Source organism: Pseudomonas sp. Ors-4-3C, from assembly GCF_055755035.1.
On sequence record NZ_CM146900.1, the window covers coordinates 2,030,880 to 2,053,996 of the forward strand.

The following is a 23,117-nucleotide window of genomic DNA, read 5'->3' on the forward strand; positions in this document are numbered from 1 at the left end:
AAAAACACTTTCCGTATGTTGGATGCCTAAGCCCAGCGCTGCTGGGCGAGGCGATTCCCGAACATTTGCCAAGATCGGCGCCGATAGCGCTTCAGATCGTTTATGAAGCGCTTTGGTACATCCTGGAGCAGTAAAAGCTGCGGCTTTTACGCCGCCATCGCCTTCAGCAAGCCTTCTGTACCGATGATTTTCATAACCCGCTTCAAGTTATAGGCGAGCACATTCAAGCTCATCTCCGCACTCACCCCGTTCAGTTTTCGAGTCAGGAAGTGCGTTGCCCCCATCCATTGCTTGAGCGTCCCGAAGGGATGCTCAACTGTCCGTTTTCGAACCTTCATCATCTCTGGTGCTTGGTTCAACCGACGCTGCATTTCCTCCAGCACAGCTTCATGTTCCCAGCACCTTACTCGACGATTTGTGCTCGGCGTGCACTGGGTTTTCAGCGTGCAACTCTGGCACTTTGAACTCCAGTAGCAGTGCATATACAAGCCTTTCTCAACGCTGGAGAATCGCCAGATCAGTGCCTCTCCCACCGGGCAGGTGTATTCGTTTTTCGTCGCGTTATACACGAAGGCATCTTTGTTGAATCGGCCATCAGCTTTGGCGCTTGAAGTCATCGGCTTCGGCACGTAGGCGGTGATGCTTGCGTCGTGACAGGCCAGGATTTCTTCGCCTTTGAAGTAGCCTCGGTCGGCAACTACCGACAACGTTTCTACGCCGATGGCTTCACGAGCCTGCTTCGCCATTGAACTGAGTTGGTCACGGTCAGAACCTCTGTTGGTGACCTCGTGAGCAACGATTAAGTGGTGCTGCGTGTCGACAGCCGTCTGCACGTTGTAGCCAACGATCCCGCTGCCGCGCGTCATCATCGAACGGGCATCCGGGTCGGTCAGCGAAACCTGTTTATCTGGCGATTCGTTGAGCTGAGACTCGATCCCCTGAAGCTCTTTCATCTGTGCTTTGAGCTTGGCGATTTTATCTTCCAAGCTCACTGTGTCGGGCTTGGAGGCGCTAGGGATCTGGCGATCAGCCGCATCGAGCGAGGCCAAATAACGGCTGATGCTCGCCTCGATTTCTTCCATGCGCCGCTTTAGTTTGGCGCTGGTGAAGTTCCGGTCGCGATTGTTCATCGCCTTGAATTTACTGCCGTCGATGGCAACCAGGTTTTCGCTAAACAACCCCAACTGCTGGCAGAGCAAAACGAACTGGCGGCAGACACCGCGAATGGCTTTGCTGTTGTCTTTTCGGAAGTTGGCGATGGTCTTGAAGTCGGGCATCAGGCGCCCGGTTAACCACATCAACTCGACGTTACGCTGAGCTTCTCGCTCAAGACGTCGGCTCGATTGAATACGGTTTAGGTAGCCGTAGATATAGATCTTCAGCAGGATCGCAGGGTGATAAGCAGGTCTGCCGGTTTCGGCTGGAATAACGCTATCGAAACCCAGTTTGGCTAGGTCGAGTTCATCGACGAAGACATCGACCACACGCACTGGATTGGTATCGCTGACGTAGTCGTCGAGGCTTTCTGGAAGTAAGGTACTTTGACCTCGGTGTTCACCCTGGATAAACCGTTTCATGGGTTCCCCCTGCGATGAGATTCTCAGAAATCATAGCAAGGGTTTGTCGGGGCGTTTTTACACACTCTGGGTCAGAAGCGGCCAGTCGGATTGATCGGGGCTTTCCGTACGATATATTTTGAGAGGTGTTCACTCGGTAGGAAGATGATTATTGATCGGGATTTGCCGCGAATAGATCGTCCATCCAGCCACAGCATTCTTGCGCCAGACGCAGCCGATTGTTGAGTTGCACATGACCATCTGCACCAGTTTGCGCCGGCAACTCGACCAGCGATTTTTGCGTTGATCCAATGGCTGCGTGCCAAGTTCTAGCCTGCTCGGTGAACAGGTCCGATTCGCCACCGCCGAGCAAGGACAGAAACGGTACCGTGACCCGAGCCGGATCGGCGCGCATGGCGCAAGTGCGGTCGACCAGTTCCGTTGGTGTTCGAGCGCCAGCCTTCCAGAAGGTCGTCTGGTAACTGCGCAGCGTGGCTGCAGAAAACGCAGTACGGGCCTGGTTCCTGGTGGCGGCTTGCACTGAACGGGCAAACAGCAGTCCGGCGTCATGTAGTGGAGTGCTGGCGATTACTGTTGCCAGACGGGGTTCGTGCCCGGCTGCACGGCTGACGAAATACCCCCCCAGACTCAACCCCAGCAGGGCAATTCGACCTGGACGGGCACCGAAGCGAATGATCAATTGGTCGATGATGGCGCTTATCGGCTTCTCCGCTTCGGCTTCCCAATACAGACCTTGCGCCTGCAACTCACCTTGGCCGGGCAAGTCCGCGAGTGCCACAGAATAGCCGCGCTCAAGCAAGTTGCGGCCGACGGTGAGGAACAGGTCTTCATGGCACGTGTCCGCGCCGCCAATCACCAGTACCAACGGAGCGTCCGGATCCGGATTAGCGAAATAATGCCCAGGTAGGCTGGTATGTTTCCACGGGATTTCGAAACGTGTGGCGGGTAGCCGTAGTTCGTCGATGGCCAAGGCGAAGGTGCGTTGATGCTGGGCATACAGCTCGCTGAAACGTTGGCCGGGGCCAGCAAACTGCCAGGCAGACCGATAGCTGGCAAAGGCCTTCAGGCGCATTTCACCGGCGGAATGCCGCCAGCCTTTGGCCCGCCAGGTGTTGGCTTGTTGATCGAGATAGTTGCCGTAAAGAGCAAAGGCGTTCACCCACGTGTCCGGGTCACCGTCTGTGATCGTTTCAGCGATGTGGTAGACCTGACCGACATCCAGACCGCCGGCTGGCCCCCACCCCAAAGCTGCCATGAAAAACAGATCCATATGCTCGTCGTTGAAACGGTAGGTCATGCCAAGCCGACGGGTCGGGTTCTGCTCTACTTCTGTTACTTGAGGTGTGTGATTCATGGAGTCACCCGTTAGTTGCGATATGGCTGCCATAATAGGCAAGCATTTCGCCTGCCTGTACTCGCATTCCGGGAGAGCGCTCTTGGTAAAAAAAATAAAAGAAAATCAGTCGGATAGCCGTCGATCTCCGTCGCAAACACGCGCGCAGGTCAAGGTCGAACTCATTTTGGAAGCCTCACGGCGCATCCTGGAGCGGGACGGCATCGAGGGATTTACCACCAACCATGTCGCCGAACTGGCCGGTGTAAGCATCGGCACGCTCTATCAGTATTTTCCCAACAAACAGCGGGTTCTCGATGAACTGGCGTTGCGTGAGCTGGGAGCATTGACTCGCGAGGTGATGACAGTCATCACAAGTGATGAGCCTGGCGTGCCCGGGGCGCGGGTTCGAGCGGTGATCCGTGCGATTGTCAGCGCCTATGGTGGGCGTACCGGGGTGCATGGTGTACTGATGCACTACCTGTTGAGTCGGGGGGCGGGCACGCCGTTGCCGCAGTTGCGCGCAGCGGTCATCCAGTACTTCACTGACACTGGCCTGATTGACGCCAACCACCAGCGGCGCACGCTTGATGAGGCCGAGGCTTTTGTGCTGACTCACGCAATCAGTGGTGTGTTGCGCGCCATGCTCAACGACCCGCAAACCCTTGAACCTGGCAGTCGCCAAGCCATTGAAGATGCTTTGGTACGGATGGTGGTCAACTTCACCTGAGTCCTTTCGATAGCGGCAAAAAACCTGAGTTCGTTTGAAGCAAAAAGTCGTTTTTGCCATGCCGAATACTAGTTAAATAACTGATTAAAAAGGTTTTTTTGGCTTGATTCAGACCTTGGGGAAAGCGAGTCCAAAAAACTCGCGCTGATTCCTATCATGGACGCCTCAGCCCAATTTCACGGGCCCTCCAAGGTAAACTTCAATGTCCCCGAATTATGTTGGCGGCTCCCGGCTGCCCGGCTTGAATCCGTTCGTCCTGACGCCACTGGCGGTGGTGCTGAGCGTCATGTTGCAGGCAACGCCTGCATTGGCTCAGACCGTCGTACTGCCGACCGGTCAACAGGGCGCCTACACCAATAATCAGACGGGGCAGTCCGGTGCCGCCGGTACCGGCGATGACAAAAATCCTCAGGACGGTAGCCCGGCACCGACCGGCCCAGGACTAGTGGTGCAGATCAACGGCGGCACCACGCTCACCGATAGTGGCGCGGCTCCGACGCTTGGCCTCAGCGTAACCGGTGGCGCGGGCGGTACCGGCAATGGCACCGAGGGCGGCAACAGCGGGCCTGCTGCGGGTGCAGGCGGTTTGGGCGGTACACCCGGGACGTTGTCATTGACCATGAGCCAAGGCTCGCAAGTCACCAGTTCGACCACCGGTCCTGCGGCAGTAGCGGTGCAAAGCACCGGCGGGCAAGGCGGCTATGGGGGCGGTTTTAATGCCGCTGAAGGTATCGCCGGTACGGCTGGATCCGGGGGTAATGGTGGCGATGTAGATGTCAATCTAGCTGGCAGCATCGTCAGTCTTCAAGGTGCGAGTGCCAACAAGCCCGGTGCCACCGCGTTACTGGTGACCTCGACCGGTGGAGACGGTGCCGACTCCAATCCCGACTACTCCGGCTCTGGCCAAACGATAAAAACGGTCGGCGATGCGAATGGCCGTGCCGGCGGTAACGGCGGCAATGGTGGCGCGGTTTCACTGGTTTCCCGTACCGCCTCGTTCGTCTCCGGCGGCTCGGGCATTGTCTTGCTAAGCCAAGGTGGACAGGGCAGCGCAGGGTCGTCAGCCGACGCCAGTGGTGGTACAGCCCATGGTGGTGTTGGCGGTACGGGGGGGAATGGCGGTAGCGTTACCGCCAATATCACTGGAGAGGCACACAATCCCGGCTGGAGGATTTCCGCCCTTGGCTCACCGATCTCCGGGCAGGGTGAGATCGTAAATCTTCCCCTGGGCAACAGTTTCGAAACGTCTTTCCTCAGTGCAGCAGTTGCGGCGCAATCCTTTGGTGGCGACGGCGGAATGGGCGGCACCGCAGAAGGTGCCACCGCCATCGCCGGGCCTGGCGGGGCGGCGGGATCTGGCGGGGCGGTACAAGTGACCCTGGGCGATATCAATGTCAGCACCACGGGTTACACGGCGCCGGCCATTCTGGCACAGAGTATCGGTGGGTCCGGTGGTGACGGAGCGAGCGCTGGCTCGCCGTTCAAAGCCAAGGGTGGTAATGGTGCGCAAGGCGGTAACGGCTCGAACGTCTCCGTTCAAACATTCTCGAGTACTTCCGGCGATGCCTCGCAAACCACGATCACCACCACCGGCAATGACGCCAGCGGCATCGTCGCGCAGAGCATCGGCGGGGGTGGCGGCGCCGGTGGCGATGTCAGTACTGGCAGCGTAATTGCCGGATTCGCCGTCGGTGGCAACGGTGAGATTGGCGGTACCGGTGGAACCGTTACCGTACAAAACGGCGATTTTGATGATGCCAATGGCAAGTTGTTGCCCGGTGCGGTGATTGTCACCAGCGGTGATCGCTCGGATGGCATTTCGGCAATCAGTGTCGGCGGCGGCGGCGGTTCCGGAGGGAACGCTTCGTCGACAGTGGGTGGTGCATTCGCCATGACTATTGGTGGCAAGGGTGGCAGCGGCGGGTCCGCGGGGCAGCGTGGGACGCTGCAAGTGTCTGCCGCCAACAACGGCGTGATTCAGACCTCGGGCGCGCACTCCATTGGTATGCAGGCCATGGCCGTAGGCGGTGGCGGTGGTAATGGTGGCTCCGCCAGCTCACTCGAGGCCGGGGCGCAGGTGGATGTGACTCTGGCCGTGGGCGGCGATGGCAGCAAGGGCGGCAATGCTGGTGACGTATTGGCGCTCAATGATGGCCAGATCCTGACTCAGGGCAGCGATGCCTTTGGCTTGCAAGTGTTGAGCGTGGGGGGCGGTGGCGGCAATGGCGGCGCCAGCAAGGCGGCGGCCTATCAGTTGATCAACAGCTCGGAAGCTCCCTCGCTGGACTTCAACCTTTCCGTGGGTGGCAAGGGCGGCGCGGGTGGTGATGGCGGAAATGTCACCGGTACCAATGACTTCTCGATCGTCACCAACGGTGCCGGTTCCCATGGCCTGCAGGTGCAAAGTATTGGCGGAGGTGGCGGCAACGGTGGCGACTCCCATTCAACCCAACTGAGCACCAAGGGATCGACGCTCAACATCAATCTGGCCATCGGCGGCGATGGTGCCGGTGGTGGCAGCGGCGGTACGGCGACGGCCAACAATAACGGCCTGATCTGGACCATGGCCCGCGACAGTGATGCGATCATTGCGCAAAGCATCGGCGGTGGTGGCGGTAACGGTGGCGTAGGCAGCAGCGACACCTCGCAGTACGCCGACAATGACAGCAAGAAGGCCGGCGAACTGGAACTGGGCATCGGTGGCGGCGGAGGCACAGGCGATACTGGCGGCAACGTCAATGTCAGTAACGCCCAGACGGGCGCGATCATCACCATGGCCGACGGATCCCGCGGCATCTTTGCGCAAAGCATTGGCGGTGGTGGCGGCAACGGCAGCGGCGGAGTGGCCAACGGCAGTTCCGGCACGCTCAACGCCAGGGTCGCGGTCGGCGGCAATGGCGGCAGCGGCAATAACGGCGGCACGGTCACTGTGAATAATGCCGGGACCATCGTCACTGGCGGCGGTGACGCGGCGGCTATCTATGCACAAAGTGTCGGCGGTGGTGGCGGTTCGGGCGGTAATGCCTCCACGGGCGGTGGCGATGATCCTCAGACTCAACTCTTCAAGTATTTGCAGAACTCACTGCCAAGCGTCGTCACCACTTACAGCAACAACACGATGGGCTTTGTACCCAGTGCCAGTGGGTTGTTCGACAAAGGTGTGCAGAACGTAGTCGACCTGATCAAGGGTTACTACAAGGACAACAGTACCAACGGCGCCAAGCCGCCGGCCAGTGGCGACGGCGGTGGCGATTTGAGCGTCACGCTCAATATCGGCGGCGGTTTCGCCGGCAAGGGTGGCGCGGGTGGCGACGGCAAAGAAGTCAACGTCACCAACGCCGCGACAGGTGCGATCCACACGTTGGGCCCGATGTCCGACGGCATCGACGCCATGAGTATCGGTGGCGGTGGCGGCAGCGGCGGGATGGTGGCCGCTTCGAATAACTCCAGCACTGATCTGAGCAAACTTAACGCCACCATCGCTGTGGGTGGACAGGGGGGCAGCGCCGGCAGCGGTGGCGAAGTCAGTGTCATCAACCAAGGCAACATACAGACCGAGGGTAGTGCTTCGCTGGGTATTTTCGCGGCAAGCATCGGCGGTGGCGGCGGCACGGGCGGCTTTACCACCACCAGCATTCCGGGGGCGACCAATCAGGTGCAGACACTCAACGTCGAGTTGGGCGGTAATGCCGGTGCCACGGGTAATGGCCAGGCCGTGGCCGTTTACAGCATGCCCTCCCTGACGGGAGGTCCGGCGACATTCGTCTCCACTACCGGCAGTTACGCCGCTGGGATCGCCGCCATGAGCATTGGCGGTGGCGGCGGTTTGGTGACCCTGAATGACACTGGAACCAACCCGCAAACCGGGGGCGCCGTCAGCACCGGTGGTTTGCAGATGAGCGGCTTCCAGATGGCCGGAAAATCGGCGGTAGAGGCTTGCGGTGGCACCGTAGCGACTTGCGGCGACGGAGGCCCGGTGCTGGTCATGGCGCAGAATGTCCAGACCAGTGGCCTTGATGCGCATGGCATCGTCGCGCAAAGCATCGGAGGTGGTGGCGGCTGGGTACGTGCCGCAGCCACGGGCGGAAAAGACTATTTCACCGTCGCCAATGGACTGTCCGGCAACGGGCAATCCAGCAGCGTCAATGTGCTGGGCGATGTTTTCACCAGTGGTGCCGGAGCCTTTGGCGTCATTGCCCAGAGCGTTGGGGGTAGTGGATTGCTGGCAGGCGATCTCTCGACTACGGGTAGTGCGGTCGGCGCCTTCACACCGCAAAATCGCAGTCTGTTCAATCTGGGTAGCACGGGCGATGGCGGTGCGGTGCAGGTCGACGTAAAGGCCAACAGCAGCGTTGCGACAACCGGCAGCAACGCGACCGGCATTTTTGCTCAAAGTGTTGGCGGCGGCGGCGGCCTGGTCGCCAGCGATGGCGTGCTCTATATGGGCACCGCCGGAGGGCTGGGCACTTCCGGGCCTGTCACAGTGAAGGTCGAGGGGGCGGTGACGACTACTGGGATCAACTCTCCGGCTATTTTCGTCAACGCCGACAGCTCTGCGCCATCGGCTAACCCGGTAAATGTAGATGTGAGCGGTACGGTTAACAGTAGTCACTCCAATGCCATTGTCATCAACAGCAATGCGACCAGCAACACGGTGACCAACAGCGGGCAGATTGGCAGTGATTCCTATGCGGTGGTTGCACAGCGTAATGAGGTCAACGTAAACAATAGCGCAGGTGGCACACTCAATGGCTCGCTGAATCTGGGAAGCGGGGCGCTGGCGAACGATGGTACTTGGGCTCCCGTACTGGGGGGCGTCAGTTACATCGGTTCGATTGTGAACCCGGGCACATTGGTGGTTGGCAGCGGTCTGCAGGCCGGCAACATTTTTACCCCCGACACGATGATCAAAGGCAATCTTGCCAGCACCGGAACATTGCTCAGCCACATTGATTTCGCTGGCGGACAGGCGTCGACACTGGTCGTCGAAGGGACAGCGAATCTGAGCGGCACGCTGAAAGTCGCACCCGTGACCATGGCTTCATCAACCCAACAAGTCATCTCCGCGACCAAAGGACTGACTGTAGATAATCTGGCTGTCCAGGATGACTCCAACTATCTGTATAGCTATAAGTCGCAACTGGCCGACAACACGCTTTCGGTAACACCCGATGCGCAGTTCTCAAGCGCCGCCCACTCAGCTGGCCTGAGCCGCAACGCGCAGCAACTGGCGAACCATTTGCAGGCCAACTTCGACAGTGGCGTGACGGCGCTGGCACCGCTCTACAGCGCACTGGACCAGGTGAAAAACCCGCAACAATACAGTGCGGCGCTGTCCGGCCTGAGTGCCGAATCGCTACAAATGGTTGGCGTTGCACGGTTGACCGCCAGTGAGTCGTTCGTTGATCGGATGAACACGTGCCCTGATGAGCGCGACTTCAACTCGGACAAGCATGAACACGACTGTGTCTGGACCCGGGCCGATGATCAGAACACCCATGTCAACGGCAGCGACGACTCCTATCGCGTCAACGAGCATGTGGTGCAAGTGGGCGGTCAGCACGAGCTTGCGGACGGCTGGTGGGTCGGCGGATCGATGGCCTATAACGACGGCAGTGAGTCGGCCTCCAGCGGCGTCGGCAGTGTCACCGACAATGGGGTAAGCCTCGGCGCAGTGGTCAAACGCGAGATCGGCCAGTGGACTTTCAGTGGTGCTCTCGATGCGGCGCAAGGCAAGTACCAGTCAACACGGCACTTGCAAGTCGGTAATCAGAACCTCGACGCCAAGGGCTCGTTCGATGCCTACAACATTGGCCTGCATTCGCGCACTTCTTATCTGGTCGATGGAGGCAGCTGGTATGTGAAACCCTACGTCGATGTGCATGCGATCAATATCCATACCGATGGCTTCCAGGAGTCCGATGCCGGAGTGCTCGGCCTGCGAGTGAACGCTGGCAACGGTACGATCTTCTCGGCATCACCGATGGTGGAAATCGGTGAACACCTGCGCTTTAGCAACGGTGCTGAAGTGAAACCTTCGGTGGCCGTGGGCAAGGCGTTCTACAGCGGCGATAACTGGAACACGGATATGCGCCTGATCGGCTCCGGCGAAAGTGTGCAGTCGTTCAACAGCGAAATGGCCACGCCTCACCAACTGAATCAGTACAACGCGGGTGTCGATCTCAAGGTCAGCGCGCATTCCGAAGTACGGCTCGACTACACCGGGCAGTCCGGGGATGGTTACCGCATGGGTGAAGGCGCCATTCGGTTCACTCACTTTTTCTGATGAGCGAGTCGGACTCCACCGCATTTTGACGGTGGAGTCCCGACCAGTCGAATCGATAAGGGGCTGAAAAAATGATCAAGAACAGTATCAATGCGGGCAATTTTTTTTCGCAATAGATGAGTTGACACAATGAGTGAACGGCGCACCAAACTTGATGACGATATTTGCATCCACATCTTCAACTCGTCCGGCGCGATGGTCGGGGTGTGCCTGACGGTGGTCGGAATCCTGCGGGTGGTCATCAATACTCGCCAGGAAGATGTGATGGGGCAGAGCATGTTGGCGATCAATGCGATCATTTACCTGATGACTTGCCTGATCGCCTATTGGGCGTTACGCACTCGAGGAACCAAGCGCAACCACCTATTGGAAAGAATCGCCGACGGCTTGTTCTTTTTCGGATTGATTTTCACCACGCTGACCACGGGGTTTATTACGTTCGCGATGTCAACGTGCTGAACCGCTTACTAGAGGGCAAACAAACCGGAATCTTGAACTGTGCGGTCAAACGGAATCGATCAGCTTTTGCAACGCCGGATCGCGGGCTGCAAATACGTCAAGAAAACCAAGCGCCCGCAGGGCAGGCAGCGACTCGACCATGTCGCGTTCCGCCTGTTGGTGCTGCGTCGAATCCGAGGAGGAATCAAGCCAGACTTTCGCGTTGATCAAAAATGCACCAACCGTTCCCTTGCGCACAACCACCCCGTTAATTTCGCGTGAGTCGGCGTGGTCTGGAAGAAGTTCATTAGCTTTCATGGACGTCACCTTATGAGAAGAAGTCTCGAGCCAAATACTACGATGAAGCACTTTGGCTGGAAAACACCGATAGTACGGTGAGTGATGTTTGTCTAGCTATTCAATACTTAGGGGGCAGTGCTTACCTATGCCACATACATTTTCAGGGCAATCCCTGAAGAGCCGATTTTGAGCGCTTGGCTGCCGATTTTACGGGAGCAAAGGCCTCCAGGGTTGCAACTGATTGATCCCGGTAAATTGCCCGACGAGAGATATTTCGAAAATGCCCCCTCAAGTTAAAGGCTTTCCTTGAAATAACCCCGTGGCGTGGTGCCGGTCATGCCCTTGAAGAAGGCGATCAACGCACTTTCGCTGGCGAAATCCAACTCATAGGCGCAGAAGGCGATGCTGTGATCAGTGGCGAGCAATTCGATAGCGCGCATCAGTCGCCATTGCTGACGCCATTGCTGATAACCCATGCCGGTTTCTCGCAGGAAGATTCGACTGATGGTCTTGCTACTGGCACCTACCTGCCGCTGTAGTACCTGTAACTCGGGTGGTAGTTGCTCAAGGTTCTTCAGCAACGGCGTCAGTCGTTTGTCTCGGGGGAGTGGCAGCAGTGTCGGTTGCTCGGTGGCTTCGTTGATTTCGACCAGGCACAGCCCAAGCAAATGAGCATATTTGCCGTGTTCCCACTCGGTCTCGAAAGGGGCCAAACACATCGCCTCCAATACGGCCCTCAGCAGGGCACTGACTTCGATTACTCGAACTTTCTCGGGCAACTGCGCAGCCAACGCCTGGCTAACGTACACCGACCGGTAGTCGACGGTCTGTTGCATCACAGCACGGTGCGCTACACCACTGGGAATCCAGGCCGCTCGGGTCGGTGGCAACAGGCACAACTGATTGACCAGGGTGATACGAGTGCAGCCCTGTTGAGTGAACAGTAGCTGGCCACGTTGGTGTTGGTGAACCCCCGAATCATGATTGCCAAGAAGCGCTCCGATACCGATTACCGGGGCTTTGAACTTGTCAGGATCGAAAGGCGCATTGGCAGGTAGCCAAGCCATAAATTGTCCGATTTGATTGATAAGTTGTCGTAGTTTAGATAATACGCCGTTGACGTCTCTTTAAAATCCTTCCCTGTTTCCCTGGGAAGTCCCTTTCAATGAATCTGAAAAATCTGCTGGTGCTGGCGGTGGTGCTGTTGATGTTTCCTCAGCTTGCCCAAGCGCTCTATAGTCCCGCGCTCTCGGATATCGTGCAGGCGTTTGCAGTAAGTCCCCAAGCGGCAGGGCAAATTCTCTCCGTGTATTTTCTGGCCTTCGCTTTGGGTGTGGTGGTGTGGGGGCGGCTGTGCGACCGATTCGGACGGCGTCCGATCATGCTGTCCGGGCTGGCCCTATACGGTGGGGCCTCCTGTCTGGCCTTGAGCGTCAGCTCCTTTGGCGGGTTGTTGATTGCCCAGTCACTGGCCGCTTTCGGTGCAGCAGTGGGGTCGGTGGTGACGCAAACTGTCCTGCGTGATCGATTCAGTGGCGTTGAACTGGCTCAAGTGTTTTCGCTAATGGGCATTGCTCTGGCAGCCAGTCCTGCAATCGGATTGTTTACCGGGGCTAGCCTGGTTCACTTTTTCGGCTATCGCGGCATGCTCACTTGCCTGCTGTTGCTGGCGCTGGTGTTGTGGGCCTGGTGCCTCTGGGCATTGCCTGAAACTCGCCCGGCTTCACTCCCGACTGCGCCTTTGTTCGGCACCTTAAGCTTAATGCTCAAGGATTGGGCCATATGGCGCTCGGTCGGGTTGGTGGCGGTATTCAACATTGCGATGTCAAGTTACTACAGCCTGGGACCGTTCATCTTCGAGCGACTGGGTTTGTCCGGTGAACAGTTTGGCTATAGTGGTGTGCTATTGGCGCTGGGGTCAGGGTTGGGAGCGTGGTTGAACAAAGGATTGCTCAAGCGGGGAGTGAACAGTGAGCAATTGGTCCTGGTCGCCGGAGGCGTGGCGTTGTCAGGCAGCGTTCTGGTAATGATGCTGCAGGAAAGCTGGCTGTTCATTCTGCCGATGTTGTTGGTGGTGATGGCTTTCGGTATGGCGATTCCGAATGTGCTGGGGGCGGCATTGGCTGCTTATCGCGATTGCCTCGGCACGGCAGGGGCGCTGTTCGGTTTGTTGTATTACTTGGTGATCGGCGCCGGCTTGACCTTGGCAGCCTGGTGCCAGGCTTTTGGGCTGACGCTGTTGATCTGTGCCTTGCTGGCGATATTGCTAGGGCTTGCACGCCTTCCAACGGCCATCAGACGTTGATCGCAGCACTCGTTGAACGATTTGACCAATCTGTTGCATCGCCCGGTGATCACCGGACGGATACGCCGCGATGGATGCCGCCAAAACGTAGCGACGAGTCAAATCCTGGCAATCTTCTCTAAGCCCAAACAGCCACGCGTCTTGAGTTTGATCGTGATCCTAAATCAGATTTCTTTACCCGGATCTAACTCTTGATGCCAGCCTTCGGCCGCATAAAGTATTCCGCCTTGATTTAAATCCATCTATTCAATGACTGCTTCTGCCGAAAGCTGCCTTTTGAAGACAGCCTCAGGCATGTAGGGAGATTGGGGTTTGGTTTACGTTGATTTACTATTGTTCAGCCAACAGTCAATGGAAGGAACCAGTCTATGAATTTCAACGAGTCGCTAAGAAGCGCTGCCCACAGCGGTGCTTTGTTAACTCAACGCTTCATAGCTTTTGCCCGCTCTGAAATGAAGGCATTTTTAGGGTGTGCTCTAGGCTGTTATCTCGGCTTCATTATATTGTTTCTCATGAAAGCTGATCCGGAGACGGCGACCTTCGGTGAATTTCTCAGTGTGATTCACTCATCTTTGAACATTGCTGGCTCCTTCATGGCAGCGGCTCTTTCGGTCGCTCTGAGATGGCTATTTCCAAGAAAGTGACGGAGGCTTCGCGTTGGCTGGACTTTACAGCCATGGTCTCGGCCCCTTGTAGATAAAGACGTAGGCGAACCAGAGGGTGGCGATCATGGCGTCACCCGAGCAGCCGCAATTTCATCAATGAGCGATTGCGGGAGCTGCGCGGCGTACTTGCCTTCCGACCACGACAAGGGCTCGGACTGGCGGATTATCTCGTTCAGCAGATTGAACGCCGCGAGCAACTGGTCGTCGCGGATCTCGCTGTCCTTTGGCAAGTCGTCGCAGAAGTGGTTCGCCGGTTCGATTTGACTGGGGTAGTTTGGTTCGCAGATGCAGAGCTGCAGGTCGGCCAGATCGATATCGCTGTCGACTAGGTAGTCGCGCAGATCGTCTTAATCGAAGATGTACCGATCACTATCGAAGATGACCAGAGGTTCGCCGGCCCATTCTTTTACTGGCATCGCCGCGAATTTTGCTTGGCGCCGAGCGTGGTGGCACGCTTTGCAGTAGCCGTTCACTTCGTAGATATCGTGATCCGGGTTCGCTTCGCAGCGGCGGTGGGTGGCTCCGCAGTAGCGGGCAAGGTTTTCGTCGGCGCCGAAAAGCGACCGTCAGCGGAAACCCAGCCGGTTACCGTTTTGAGGCGGCCGCTTCCGGAGCGTCGTACATGATTATTGGCTTTTGTTCAGACATGACTTCGTCCTTGCCGCTATAGCGGCTGACTTTGAAGGGGGAGGGAGTTACTGTAGAGATCGGCCAAAAGCAGCCTGTTGCGACATTTAGAAAAATAGGTGCCACTCAGTCTTAACTCAACGGTGAAGCCAAACTGGGCCCCACAGATCAGGCTCTCTATACTGGCCTTCCAGGATGGTAAATAGAGCGCAAAATATGCCCATCACACCCAATCAAAATTCCCCAGTCGTTTTGGTCCTAGCTCAACAAAGCGACTTGGACAATCTTGTAGCCATTCGAATTGAGGCCATGCGCGAAAGTCTGGAGCGTGTTGGGCGATTTGATCCGGTGCGCGCGCGCGAGCGATTTCTTAGCGGTTTTGAAGCTCGCAACACACACTACATCGAGGTATCTGGAGAGAAGGTTGGTTTTGTAGTGGTCAAGCATCACCACAATGAACTCTTGCTCGATCATTTGTATGTGAGACCGAGCGCGCAAGGATCAGGTATAGGCTCTGTTGTTCTCACTCAGATTTTCAAAGTGGCGGATGAGGCTGCGCTCCCTATTAAAGTTGGAGCTCTCAAAGAAAGCGCTTCGAATCGCTTTTATATCCGCCATGGCTTTCAATTTGTCGAAAGCAGTGAATTCGACAATTATTATGTTCGTCAGAGCGTTCCGGCGGTTGGCTCAGATTGCTAGCTGGATGTGATGCACCTCAAGGTACGTTTTTACACACTCTGGGCCGATAGCGCTCACTCGGGCGCCATCAAAACGGCCAAGGTCATCTTGATGAACTCCTCGTTCTAGTCGATCGTCCAGAGTGCGCCGCGCACGTTCTCGGCGACATCTGCCGATCCGCGCTGCTCGACCCAGTTGGACAGCTCCATGATGGCGGCTTCGAGGGCGAGTTGGTTTTCGTTGATCTTGAAGAGCAGGGAAGGGAGCAGGTCGGAGTTGGGCATTTTGGTTTCCTTGGCGGCCAAGGAATGAGCGCAGCACCGTGTTACATGAAGAGTGTTTTAACGATTGGCACGGCGCCGGAGAGGGGAAAAATCGCTCGAGTTATGGAACGCGTCCACAAAAGTTATGGAACACATACCGAAAGGCAGAAGTTTTCATAAACGCCAGATACGACAAAGCCCTGAATAATCAGGGCTTTGTCGTATCAAATATGGCGGAGGCGATGGGATTCGAACTCATGGACCTGTTACAGTCGACGGTTTTCAAGACCGTTGCCTTAAACCACTCGGCCACACCTCCGTTGCGTTGCGGGCGCCATAATACCTGAATGAAACACACTGTCAAACTCTGTGCATGGCTTGTTACAGAGCGTCTGTTATGATCTTTGCGACTGAACGTTTCAAACCAACAGGAGTGTCGCCATGCGCGAACAGGATTACGCAGTTCACAACAGCGTGCAGGCTGAGCAGCTAGAGGTTAGCCGCGTCCTGCGCAACACTTACGGCTTACTGGCGCTCACCCTCGCATTCAGCGGTGTGATGGCTTTCGTGGCTCAGCAGATGCGCGTCGGCTACCCGAATATTTTCGTGGTGCTGATTGGCTTTTACGGGCTGTTCTTCCTTACCAACAAACTCCGTGATTCCGCGTGGGGCCTGGTGTCTGCATTTGCACTGACCGGTTTCATGGGTTTCCTGCTTGGCCCGATCCTTAACCGTTACCTGGGCATGCAGGGCGGCGCTGAAGTGGTCAGCTCGGCATTTGCGATGACTGCGCTGGTGTTTGGTGGTCTGTCGGCCTACGTGCTGATCACCCGCAAGGACATGAGCTTCCTCGGTGGTTTCATCACCGCCGGTTTCTTCGTGTTGCTGGGTGCAACGCTGGCGGGCATGTTCTTCCAGATCAGCGGTTTGCAACTGGCGATCAGCGCCGGTTTCGTGCTGTTCTCGTCGGTCTGCATTCTGTTCCAGACCAGCGCGATCATCCACGGTGGCGAGCGCAACTACATCATGGCGACCATCAGCCTGTATGTATCGATCTACAACCTGTTCATCAGCTTGTTGCAGATCTTCGGCATCATGAGCCGCGACGACTGATCGCTGTTGTGAAATAACGAAAAACCCGCTTCGGCGGGTTTTTTGTTGTCTGCGAAAATACAAGCGCGATCAGTTGATCACAATGCTGCCGTCCGCCTGCTGCTTGTAGAGGGTGTAGGGCAACAACAGAGTGTCGAGTACGCCGGATGCGGCGGCATCGATCAGCACGCCGGGGTTGGCGTTCTTGTAGTCGAACGCATCAACGCCATCCTTCAGTTCGGCATGCATCAGGCAGAAGTCGTAGGTCACGCCGCTGTAGATCCGCGGTACCGCACCGCAGTAGGTTTTCTCGTTCCTGAGACGCTCAGCGGTCTTCTGGTCACTGCTCACAACGGTCTGCACCGTGCCGCACCCGCTGAGCACCAATGCCATCAGCATCACTGCCTGAATATTCATCGCCGCCAATCCTTCGTCGGAAAAACCTCAATCTACGCCGAATACGCGCAAAACGCACTCATGCCATCGGCGGCAATCGACGTTTGACCGGGGTTTTCTTGACGATCGCGGTGTTGGTTTCAGCCAGTGTATTGAGCCGGTCGAGCAGGGTGTCCAGTTGCTCCATCGAGCGCACGTGCAGGCGCGCGATAAAACAATCTTCGCCGGTGACCTTGTCGCACTCGGTGAACTCCGGGATCGACAGGATCTGCCGTTCCACTTCCTGCAATTGCCCCGGCAGCGGTCGCACCCGGACGATCGCCTGCAGTTGATAACCGAAGCATTTGGGATCGATTTCGACCGTATAGCCCTTGAGCACGCCACGCTCTTCCAGCCGGCGTAACCGCTCGGCCACGCTGGGCGACGACAGGCCGCTGATCTGCGCCAACGCCTTGAGCGAGCGGCGCGAGTCTTCCATCAGGGCGCTGATGAGGATCTGGTCGATATCGTCGGTCATGGGGCAACTCCGGGATTAGGCATTTGAAGGAAACCACCCGCGATAAAGAAGGCAGAAATCCAGTTTAGCCTGCTTTTTACGCTGGAGGCGTGCGCGGTCGGCTTGGCATACTTTTGCCACGCTTTCGTCAAACGCCAAGGGAGATTAATGATGGACACAACAACCCGTCGCGGCTCGTTCGAGATGACCGCCGCGATGCTGATTTCCGGAACCATCGGCTGGCTCGTGCTGGTATCCGGGCAGCCGGTGCTGGACGTGGTGTTTTGGCGTTGCGTGTTCGGCGCCGGCACCTTGCTGTTGATTTGTGCGGCGTTCGGCTTCTTGCGCCCGGGTATTCTGACCCGCACCACGTTCCTCCTCGCGGTACTCAGCGGTGTGGCGATTGTCGGCAACTGGGTGTTGTTGTTTGGCTCGTATTCCCGGGCCTCGATTGCCATCGGGACGGCGGTATACAACGTGCAGCCGTTCATGCTGGTCGGCTTGGCGGCGTTGTTTCTCGGCGAGAAAATCACCCTGCAGAAACTGTTCTGGCTGGCGATTTCCTTTCTCGGCATGTTGGCGATCGTCAGCGCCCATGGCGGGCAGGGTGAGGGCGGTGGCGAGTATCTGCTGGGGATTGCGCTGGCATTGGGCGCGGCGTTGCTCTACGCGATAGCGGCGCTGATCATCAAGCGTTTGACCGGCACGCCGCCGCATCTGATCGCCCTGATCCAGGTCTGCACCGGGGTGCTGCTGCTCGCGCCGTTCGCGCACTTCAACGGCCTGCCGCAAACCAGCGGAGCATGGGCCAGTCTGGTGACGCTGGGCGTTGTCCACACGGGCCTGATGTATGTGCTGCTGTACGGTGCGATCCAGAAACTGCCAACGGCACTGACCGGCGCGCTGTCCTTCATCTACCCGATTGCGGCGATTTTCGTCGACTGGTTCGCCTTCGGCCATCGCCTGGAAACCCTGCAATGGCTCGGTGTGGCGGCAATTCTGCTGGCCGCCGCCGGCATGCAACAGGGCTGGGGCCTGAAAACCCGGCGTCAGCTCAAATCGGTTTGATCAGATCCTTGAACAGGCCTTTTAGCTGCTGATTGCCGGCATCCACCAGATGGTTGTCATCGAAGTACAACGGCACGCCGTCCCTGGACCCCATGCAGTTGCCGTTGGGGCACAGGTACGGCGTCGGGTCGATCACCGTCGCGTTGCAGCGGCTGGCGGCGGCTTCGATCGTCGCGATGGCGATGCGGTTGCGCTTCTCATATGTCTGTAATGGCAGGGAAATATCCGTGGTTTGCCGGAACAATCGCTGGTTCAGATTCAGGCCCTTGTAGACGCTGAAGGGCATTTCCGGGATCGGTTTGACGATATACACCGGATGGTTTTCAGCGATCGAACACACCGTGCTGACGTACTCTTCGGTATACGCGTCGGCAAACGAGGCCTGCCGCTCGGGAAAGGAAATCCGGTAGCTGTTTTCCCGACCCGAGTCCGCGTACAGCGCCGCGCGGCTGAACAGCACCACCGGGATTCCGGAATATTCAGTTTTCAGTTGTTGCAGCTTTTCCCGATTGAAGCCCCGGCACTGGCTTTCGACGGTCTTGTCGTGCATGGCGAAGTACCCCAGGGTCGGGCAACCGCCCCGTGCCCAAGACAGCGCCGCTTGAGGGTTATTCATCTGCACCGCCGCAGCGGTCGATTGCGCGTGACTGTCGCCATACAGAATCACCGAAACCTCGCCGGTACCCAGTTTGCAATCCGCCGCCCCGAATTCGTTCGGGTAGCACTCCTGCGGATACAGCTTGCTGGTGTATTCCGGCTGGCCGAGCTCGACCAGCGCCGGGCGCCAGTCGGGGTGGTCCTTGACCAGCGAAGACGTCACCGCCGACACGGCAACCACGCCCACTGTCAGCGACGCGAACTTGATCACCGTTCGTGTGGCGGTCGTACCTTTCTTCACCTTGGATTCAACCAGGTAGTAGGACAGGGCGCCCATTGCGAACGACGCGATCATTGCGCCGATCACGTGCGGCCAACTGTTCAACAGTCCGCACAGGTACAGCAGCACCACCAGCGGCCAATGCCACAGGTACACCGAGTAGGAAATGCTCCCGACAAATTGCAGCGCAGGATGGCTGCTGAACGCGGACCGGGTGTTGCCGTGAATCACCAGCATCGTCCCCAGTACCGGCACCAGTGCAAGGTAGCCCGGCCACACATCAGCTTCAGAAAAAAACAGCACGCTGATGCCAATCGCCAACAGTCCGAGTCCTTCACAAATCGCGCCGCCGCGCTGGCTGAGCCGCAGGGGAAACAGAAAGACCAGCCCGCCAGCGATCATTTCCCACGCGCGGGTGGGCAGCATGTAGAACGCAAACGCCGGGTTGAGGCGTGTCACAACGACGGATGCCGCGAGTGAGATCAGTGCCAGGGCGACCAGGGCCAAGCGGGTCTTGCCGGTACCGAAGAATCTGTGCAATCCCATGATCAACACGGGATAGAGCATGTAGAACTGCCACTCGACCGACAGCGACCAGGTGTGCAGCAACCAGTTTTCATGCAGCGGCGCAGCGAAGTAATTACCGCTTTGGGCGAAGCTGAAGTTCGAACTGAACAGCAGGCTGCTCTTGATCGTGCGGATGGTTTCGCGCAAATCGTCCAGCGGCAGATAGACGTAGCCAAAGACCAGCAACGCGACGCACAGGGTCAGCAAGGCAGGAATGATGCGTCGGGCGCGGGAGGCGTAGAAACCGAGGAGGGAAAAGTTCTGTTGTTGCACGCCATTGAAGATGATGCCGGTCATCAGGAACCCGGAAATGACGAAGAACACGTCTACCCCGACGAATCCGCCCTCAAACCCTGGCACCTTGAAATGAAACAGCACGACCGCGAGCACAGCCAGTGCCCTGAGGGCGTTGATACTTTTCCTGAATTGCATTTATGCGTCCATGTCACATCCATTTTGCGGCGCATTGTAATGATGATGTCTGCTTTGTTACATGGATTTTTCCGCTGACTCAGATGTTCCAGCGCGGCGCGGTCATTGCCAGACGCTGACGCAACTCGCCGATGTTCGCCGCCAGTTGTCGGGTCAGCAAGCGGTAACCGTCCAGCGTGCTGTAGACCGGTGTGTCGAGGCTGGCGTCCGGTAGCTCCAGCGGGCGCGCCAGGCGTTGCGCCGCCCCGGACTTCAAGGCCCGGGCCATGCCGATCAGTTGCACGCGGATCACCCGGTGCTCGGCCCGCAGCGCCGATTGCAGGTGCGCCATGGCTTCAGGGTCGTTGGCATCGGGGCGGGTGTTGCCGAGAATTTCCAGAGTACTGACGCACATTCGCAGGTTGCGCTGAATCGCGTCCAGTTCGGTCATGGAAATCTTCACTTCCTTGGACACTGAAGGCATCAGCGAGCGCAGTTGCACCATCACCGTGGTCACCCGGCCCATCAGCTTCAGATGTTCATCGGCGCTGACCGGTTGGCCGCTGATGATTCGTCCGTACAACGTGGCGCAGTCGCGCAAGGCATCGGCCAGGTTGTAGCGCCACGAATACACCGCGTACAGCGGCAGGGCGAAGGAGAACGCCAGGGCCAGGGCGATGCCGATCAGGATGTCGACGCCGCGCCACAAGCCGTCGGTGATCGGGTTGTCGCCATGTCCGGCGACGATGAAGACGGTAATTGCCGAAAGCAGGGCGGTGTAACCGCCCTTGCCGATGGCGTGATAGGAGAAGAATCCGCAGACCACGGCCATCGCAAAGTAGGTCAGCCACGGCATGCCGAGCCATGCCTGTTGGGCCACCAGCAGCAGACCGACGCCGGCACCGATCAGGGTGCCGGTGGCGCGCTCGGCGGCTTTCTTGCCGATGTTGCCGTGGTGTTGCAGACCGCCGATCACCACCAGCATGGTCACCGAAGCCCACTCGCCGTGGGGCAGGTTGATGCCGGTGGTCAGCAGAATGGTCGCCAGCAGCCCCAGTGCTACCCGCACCGCGTGAATCACTCGGGCGTGCTGGTAGCGGCGGTAGGGGTCCAGCAACGGACGCAGGATTCGCCGCAGCAGCGGTGGCAGTCGGTGGGTGCTGAAGGTGCTCAGTGCAAAGTCCTCGTCAGAAGATGTAGTCGGTGGTCAGGAAGCTCGAATCGCGGCCGCGAATGATTTCGCTGATCAGATCCTTGTTGCTGTCCTGGAACTTGGTCGCTACCAGTGTGCGGATCGAAAACACCCGCAGCGCATCGTGTACCGAAAGCGTGCCCTCGGCGGAGTTCTTGCGCCCGTTGAACGGGTAGGTGTCCGGCCCGCGCTGGCACTGGGCGTTGAGGTTGATCCGCCCGACCTGGTTGGCAAAAGTGTCGACCAGTCGGCCAATTGCCACCGGGTTGGTGCCGAACAGGCTCAGTTGCTGGCCGAAGTCCGATTCCAGCACGTAATCGATCACGGTATCGAGATGGCGATACGGAACGATTGGCACCACCGGGCCGAATTGTTCTTCGTTGTACACGCGCATCTGCGGCGTCACCGGGTACAGCACGGCTGGGTAGAAGAACGACTCACGACTCTCGCCGCCGTTCGGGTTGACCACTTGTGCACCCTTGCTCTGCGCATCGGCTACCAGACCGTGCAGGTAGTCGACCTTGCCCGACTCCGGCAGCGGCGTCAGTGCCACGCCGCTGTCCCACGGCATGCCCGGCTTGAGCGTGGCGAGTTTGGCGTTGAATTTTTCGATGAAGGCGTCGACCACGTCCTCGTGCACAAACAGGATCTTCAGCGCGGTGCAGCGCTGGCCGTTGAACGACAGCGAACCGGTGACCGCTTCGCTGACTGCGTTGTCCAGATCGACTTCCGGCAAGACGATGCCGGGGTTCTTCGCATCCAGACCCAGCGCGGCGCGCAAACGGTGCGGTTTCGGGTGCAGTTTCTTCAGGTCGCTGGCGGCCTTGTTGGTGCCGATGAAGGCGAAGATGTCGATCTTGCCGCTGGCCATCAGCGCGCTGACCGTCTCGCGGCCGCTGCCGTAGATCACGTTGATCACGCCAGTCGGGAAACTGTCGCGGAACGCCTCGAGCAGGGGGCGGATCAGCAGCACGCCGAGCTTGGCCGGTTTGAACACCACGGTGTTGCCCATGATCAGCGCCGGAATCAGCGTGGTGAAGGTTTCGTTCAGCGGATAGTTGTAAGGGCCCATGCACAGTGCGACGCCGAGCGGCACGCGGCGGATCTGGCCGAGGGTGTCCTGCTCCAGTTCGAAACGGCTGGAGCGGCGGTCGAGTTCCTTCAGCGCGTTGATGGTGTCGACGATGTAGTCGCAGGTGCGGTCGAACTCTTTTTCCGAGTCCTTGAGGTTCTTGCCGATCTCCCACATCAGCAGCTTGACCACGGCTTCGCGCTGCTGGCGCATACGCCCGAGGAACGCTTCGACGTGCTGGATCCGTTCGGCCACGCGCATGGTCGGCCACTGGCCCTGACCGCGATCGTAGGCGCGCACGGCGGCGTCGAGGGCGGTGAGGGCGGTGTCGGCGTCGAGCAGTGGCGTGCTGCCGAGGATCACTTGTTCATCGCCGCTTTCGCCATGGATGTAGACCGGGCTACGCACTTGTGCGAGCGGGCCGTCCCAGCGCCGCAGTTCGCCATCGACGAGGTATTCGCGTTGCTCGACCTGACCGTCGAGGCGGTATTTTTCCGGGATGTCGCTGACAGAAGGGTACAGATTGCCAAGGATATTTGCTGTGGTCATGTCGCTACCCCGTATTGATGTCCGTATACAGATCAAAAAGTCTTTACAGGTTATACGCCTGAATGCGCCGACATTTAAACCCGCCAATGTCACGCGAATGTCACGCAGAGATGCGGAACAGAGCTCTGACTGGTTTATGAAATCCAATGTGGGAGCGGGCTTGCTCGCGAATGCGTCCTTTCAACTGACATCCTT

At 58.1% G+C, this 23,117-nt stretch carries 19 protein-coding genes and 1 tRNA gene; 8 read left to right on the forward strand and 12 right to left on the reverse strand.

Translation table 11 applies throughout. The features are described 5' to 3' along the window. Window positions 1-146: 146 nt before the first annotated feature. Window positions 147-1,577, reverse strand: a complete 1,431-nt coding sequence (locus ACVHNU_RS09070) for an IS1182 family transposase (RefSeq protein ID WP_473019508.1) — start codon at window positions 1,575-1,577, stop codon at window positions 147-149. A 148-nt stretch (window positions 1,578-1,725) separates the two neighbouring features. Continuing rightward, window positions 1,726-2,931 (reverse strand): alpha/beta hydrolase, encoded by a 1,206-nt coding sequence (locus tag ACVHNU_RS09075; protein WP_473019509.1) that lies wholly within the window; start codon window positions 2,929-2,931, stop codon window positions 1,726-1,728. Between ACVHNU_RS09075 and ACVHNU_RS09080 the strand changes: the two genes are divergently transcribed. From ACVHNU_RS09080 to ACVHNU_RS09090, 3 genes are all read left to right on the forward strand, one after another. Beyond that, window positions 2,930-3,640 carry a TetR/AcrR family transcriptional regulator gene (locus ACVHNU_RS09080; protein WP_473019510.1) on the forward strand — a complete coding sequence of 237 codons (711 nt, stop codon included), beginning with the start codon at window positions 2,930-2,932 and terminating at the stop codon, window positions 3,638-3,640. The genes ACVHNU_RS09075 and ACVHNU_RS09080 overlap by 2 nt on opposite strands. 202 nt (window positions 3,641-3,842) lie before the next feature. Next, window positions 3,843-9,926: a hypothetical protein gene (locus ACVHNU_RS09085; protein ID WP_473019511.1), complete on the forward strand. Its 6,084-nt coding sequence runs from the start codon at window positions 3,843-3,845 to the stop codon at window positions 9,924-9,926. Between the two features lie 129 nt (window positions 9,927-10,055). Next, window positions 10,056-10,385 carry a hypothetical protein gene (locus tag ACVHNU_RS09090; RefSeq protein ID WP_003224429.1) on the forward strand — a complete coding sequence of 110 codons (330 nt, stop codon included), beginning with the start codon at window positions 10,056-10,058 and terminating at the stop codon, window positions 10,383-10,385. A 45-nt stretch (window positions 10,386-10,430) separates the two neighbouring features. On the opposite strand, the gene ACVHNU_RS09095 is transcribed toward ACVHNU_RS09090, so the two are convergent. After that, complete coding sequence (locus ACVHNU_RS09095) at window positions 10,431-10,682, reverse strand: hypothetical protein (protein WP_003224431.1); 252 nt, start codon at window positions 10,680-10,682, stop codon at window positions 10,431-10,433. Between the two features lie 275 nt (window positions 10,683-10,957). Continuing rightward, window positions 10,958-11,731 (reverse strand): AraC family transcriptional regulator, encoded by a 774-nt coding sequence (locus ACVHNU_RS09100; RefSeq protein ID WP_473019512.1) that lies wholly within the window; start codon window positions 11,729-11,731, stop codon window positions 10,958-10,960. A 98-nt stretch (window positions 11,732-11,829) separates the two neighbouring features. On the opposite strand from ACVHNU_RS09100, the gene ACVHNU_RS09105 reads away from it, so the two are divergent. Both ACVHNU_RS09105 and ACVHNU_RS09110 read left to right on the forward strand, forming a co-directional pair. Next, on the forward strand, window positions 11,830-12,969 hold the full coding sequence (locus ACVHNU_RS09105) for an MFS transporter (RefSeq protein WP_473019513.1): 1,140 nt from the start codon (window positions 11,830-11,832) through the stop codon (window positions 12,967-12,969). Between the two features lie 368 nt (window positions 12,970-13,337). Beyond that, entirely contained in the window at window positions 13,338-13,613 is a 276-nt protein-coding gene (locus tag ACVHNU_RS09110; protein ID WP_003224437.1) for a hypothetical protein, read from the forward strand. A gap of 83 nt (window positions 13,614-13,696) precedes the next feature. Here the strand turns inward: ACVHNU_RS09110 and ACVHNU_RS09115 are convergent, their stop codons facing one another. Continuing rightward, window positions 13,697-13,864 (reverse strand): hypothetical protein, encoded by a 168-nt coding sequence (locus ACVHNU_RS09115; protein WP_232324067.1) that lies wholly within the window; start codon window positions 13,862-13,864, stop codon window positions 13,697-13,699. Window positions 13,865-14,477: 613 nt separating this feature from the next. Here ACVHNU_RS09115 and ACVHNU_RS09120 point away from each other — a divergent pair. Then, window positions 14,478-14,960: a GNAT family N-acetyltransferase gene (locus ACVHNU_RS09120; protein WP_262142900.1), complete on the forward strand. Its 483-nt coding sequence runs from the start codon at window positions 14,478-14,480 to the stop codon at window positions 14,958-14,960. Window positions 14,961-15,064: 104 nt separating this feature from the next. On the opposite strand, the gene ACVHNU_RS09125 is transcribed toward ACVHNU_RS09120, so the two are convergent. Together ACVHNU_RS09125 and ACVHNU_RS09130 are read right to left on the reverse strand one after the other, a co-directional pair. Next, window positions 15,065-15,223 carry a hypothetical protein gene (locus ACVHNU_RS09125; protein ID WP_003224440.1) on the reverse strand — a complete coding sequence of 53 codons (159 nt, stop codon included), beginning with the start codon at window positions 15,221-15,223 and terminating at the stop codon, window positions 15,065-15,067. A 210-nt stretch (window positions 15,224-15,433) separates the two neighbouring features. Next, window positions 15,434-15,521, reverse strand: a tRNA-Ser gene (locus tag ACVHNU_RS09130). A 122-nt stretch (window positions 15,522-15,643) separates the two neighbouring features. On the opposite strand from ACVHNU_RS09130, the gene ACVHNU_RS09135 reads away from it, so the two are divergent. Further along, window positions 15,644-16,315, forward strand: coding sequence for a Bax inhibitor-1/YccA family protein (locus ACVHNU_RS09135; RefSeq protein WP_003224442.1), 672 nt, complete (start codon window positions 15,644-15,646; stop codon window positions 16,313-16,315). A gap of 69 nt (window positions 16,316-16,384) precedes the next feature. Here the strand turns inward: ACVHNU_RS09135 and ACVHNU_RS09140 are convergent, their stop codons facing one another. Both ACVHNU_RS09140 and ACVHNU_RS09145 read right to left on the reverse strand, forming a co-directional pair. Beyond that, the gene (locus tag ACVHNU_RS09140) at window positions 16,385-16,711 is read right to left on the reverse strand and encodes a YceK/YidQ family lipoprotein (protein WP_003224443.1); all 327 of its coding nucleotides are present in this window, start codon (window positions 16,709-16,711) and stop codon (window positions 16,385-16,387) included. Window positions 16,712-16,769: 58 nt separating this feature from the next. Beyond that, a complete protein-coding gene (locus tag ACVHNU_RS09145) occupies window positions 16,770-17,207 on the reverse strand; it encodes an Lrp/AsnC family transcriptional regulator (protein WP_007915449.1) in 438 nt (145 codons plus the stop codon). A gap of 150 nt (window positions 17,208-17,357) precedes the next feature. Here ACVHNU_RS09145 and ACVHNU_RS09150 point away from each other — a divergent pair, with 150 nt between their 5' ends. Next, window positions 17,358-18,254 carry a DMT family transporter gene (locus tag ACVHNU_RS09150; protein ID WP_473019514.1) on the forward strand — a complete coding sequence of 299 codons (897 nt, stop codon included), beginning with the start codon at window positions 17,358-17,360 and terminating at the stop codon, window positions 18,252-18,254. Here the strand turns inward: ACVHNU_RS09150 and ACVHNU_RS09155 are convergent. From ACVHNU_RS09155 to ACVHNU_RS09165, 3 genes are all read right to left on the reverse strand, one after another. Continuing rightward, a complete protein-coding gene (locus ACVHNU_RS09155; RefSeq protein ID WP_473019515.1) occupies window positions 18,241-20,130 on the reverse strand; it encodes an acyltransferase family protein in 1,890 nt (629 codons plus the stop codon). The genes ACVHNU_RS09150 and ACVHNU_RS09155 overlap by 14 nt on opposite strands. A gap of 79 nt (window positions 20,131-20,209) precedes the next feature. Beyond that, the gene (locus tag ACVHNU_RS09160; RefSeq protein ID WP_177434786.1) at window positions 20,210-21,250 is read right to left on the reverse strand and encodes an FUSC family protein; all 1,041 of its coding nucleotides are present in this window, start codon (window positions 21,248-21,250) and stop codon (window positions 20,210-20,212) included. Window positions 21,251-21,296: 46 nt separating this feature from the next. Then, window positions 21,297-22,922 (reverse strand): NADP-dependent glyceraldehyde-3-phosphate dehydrogenase, encoded by a 1,626-nt coding sequence (locus ACVHNU_RS09165; protein ID WP_473019516.1) that lies wholly within the window; start codon window positions 22,920-22,922, stop codon window positions 21,297-21,299. Window positions 22,923-23,117: the final 195 nt, after the last annotated feature.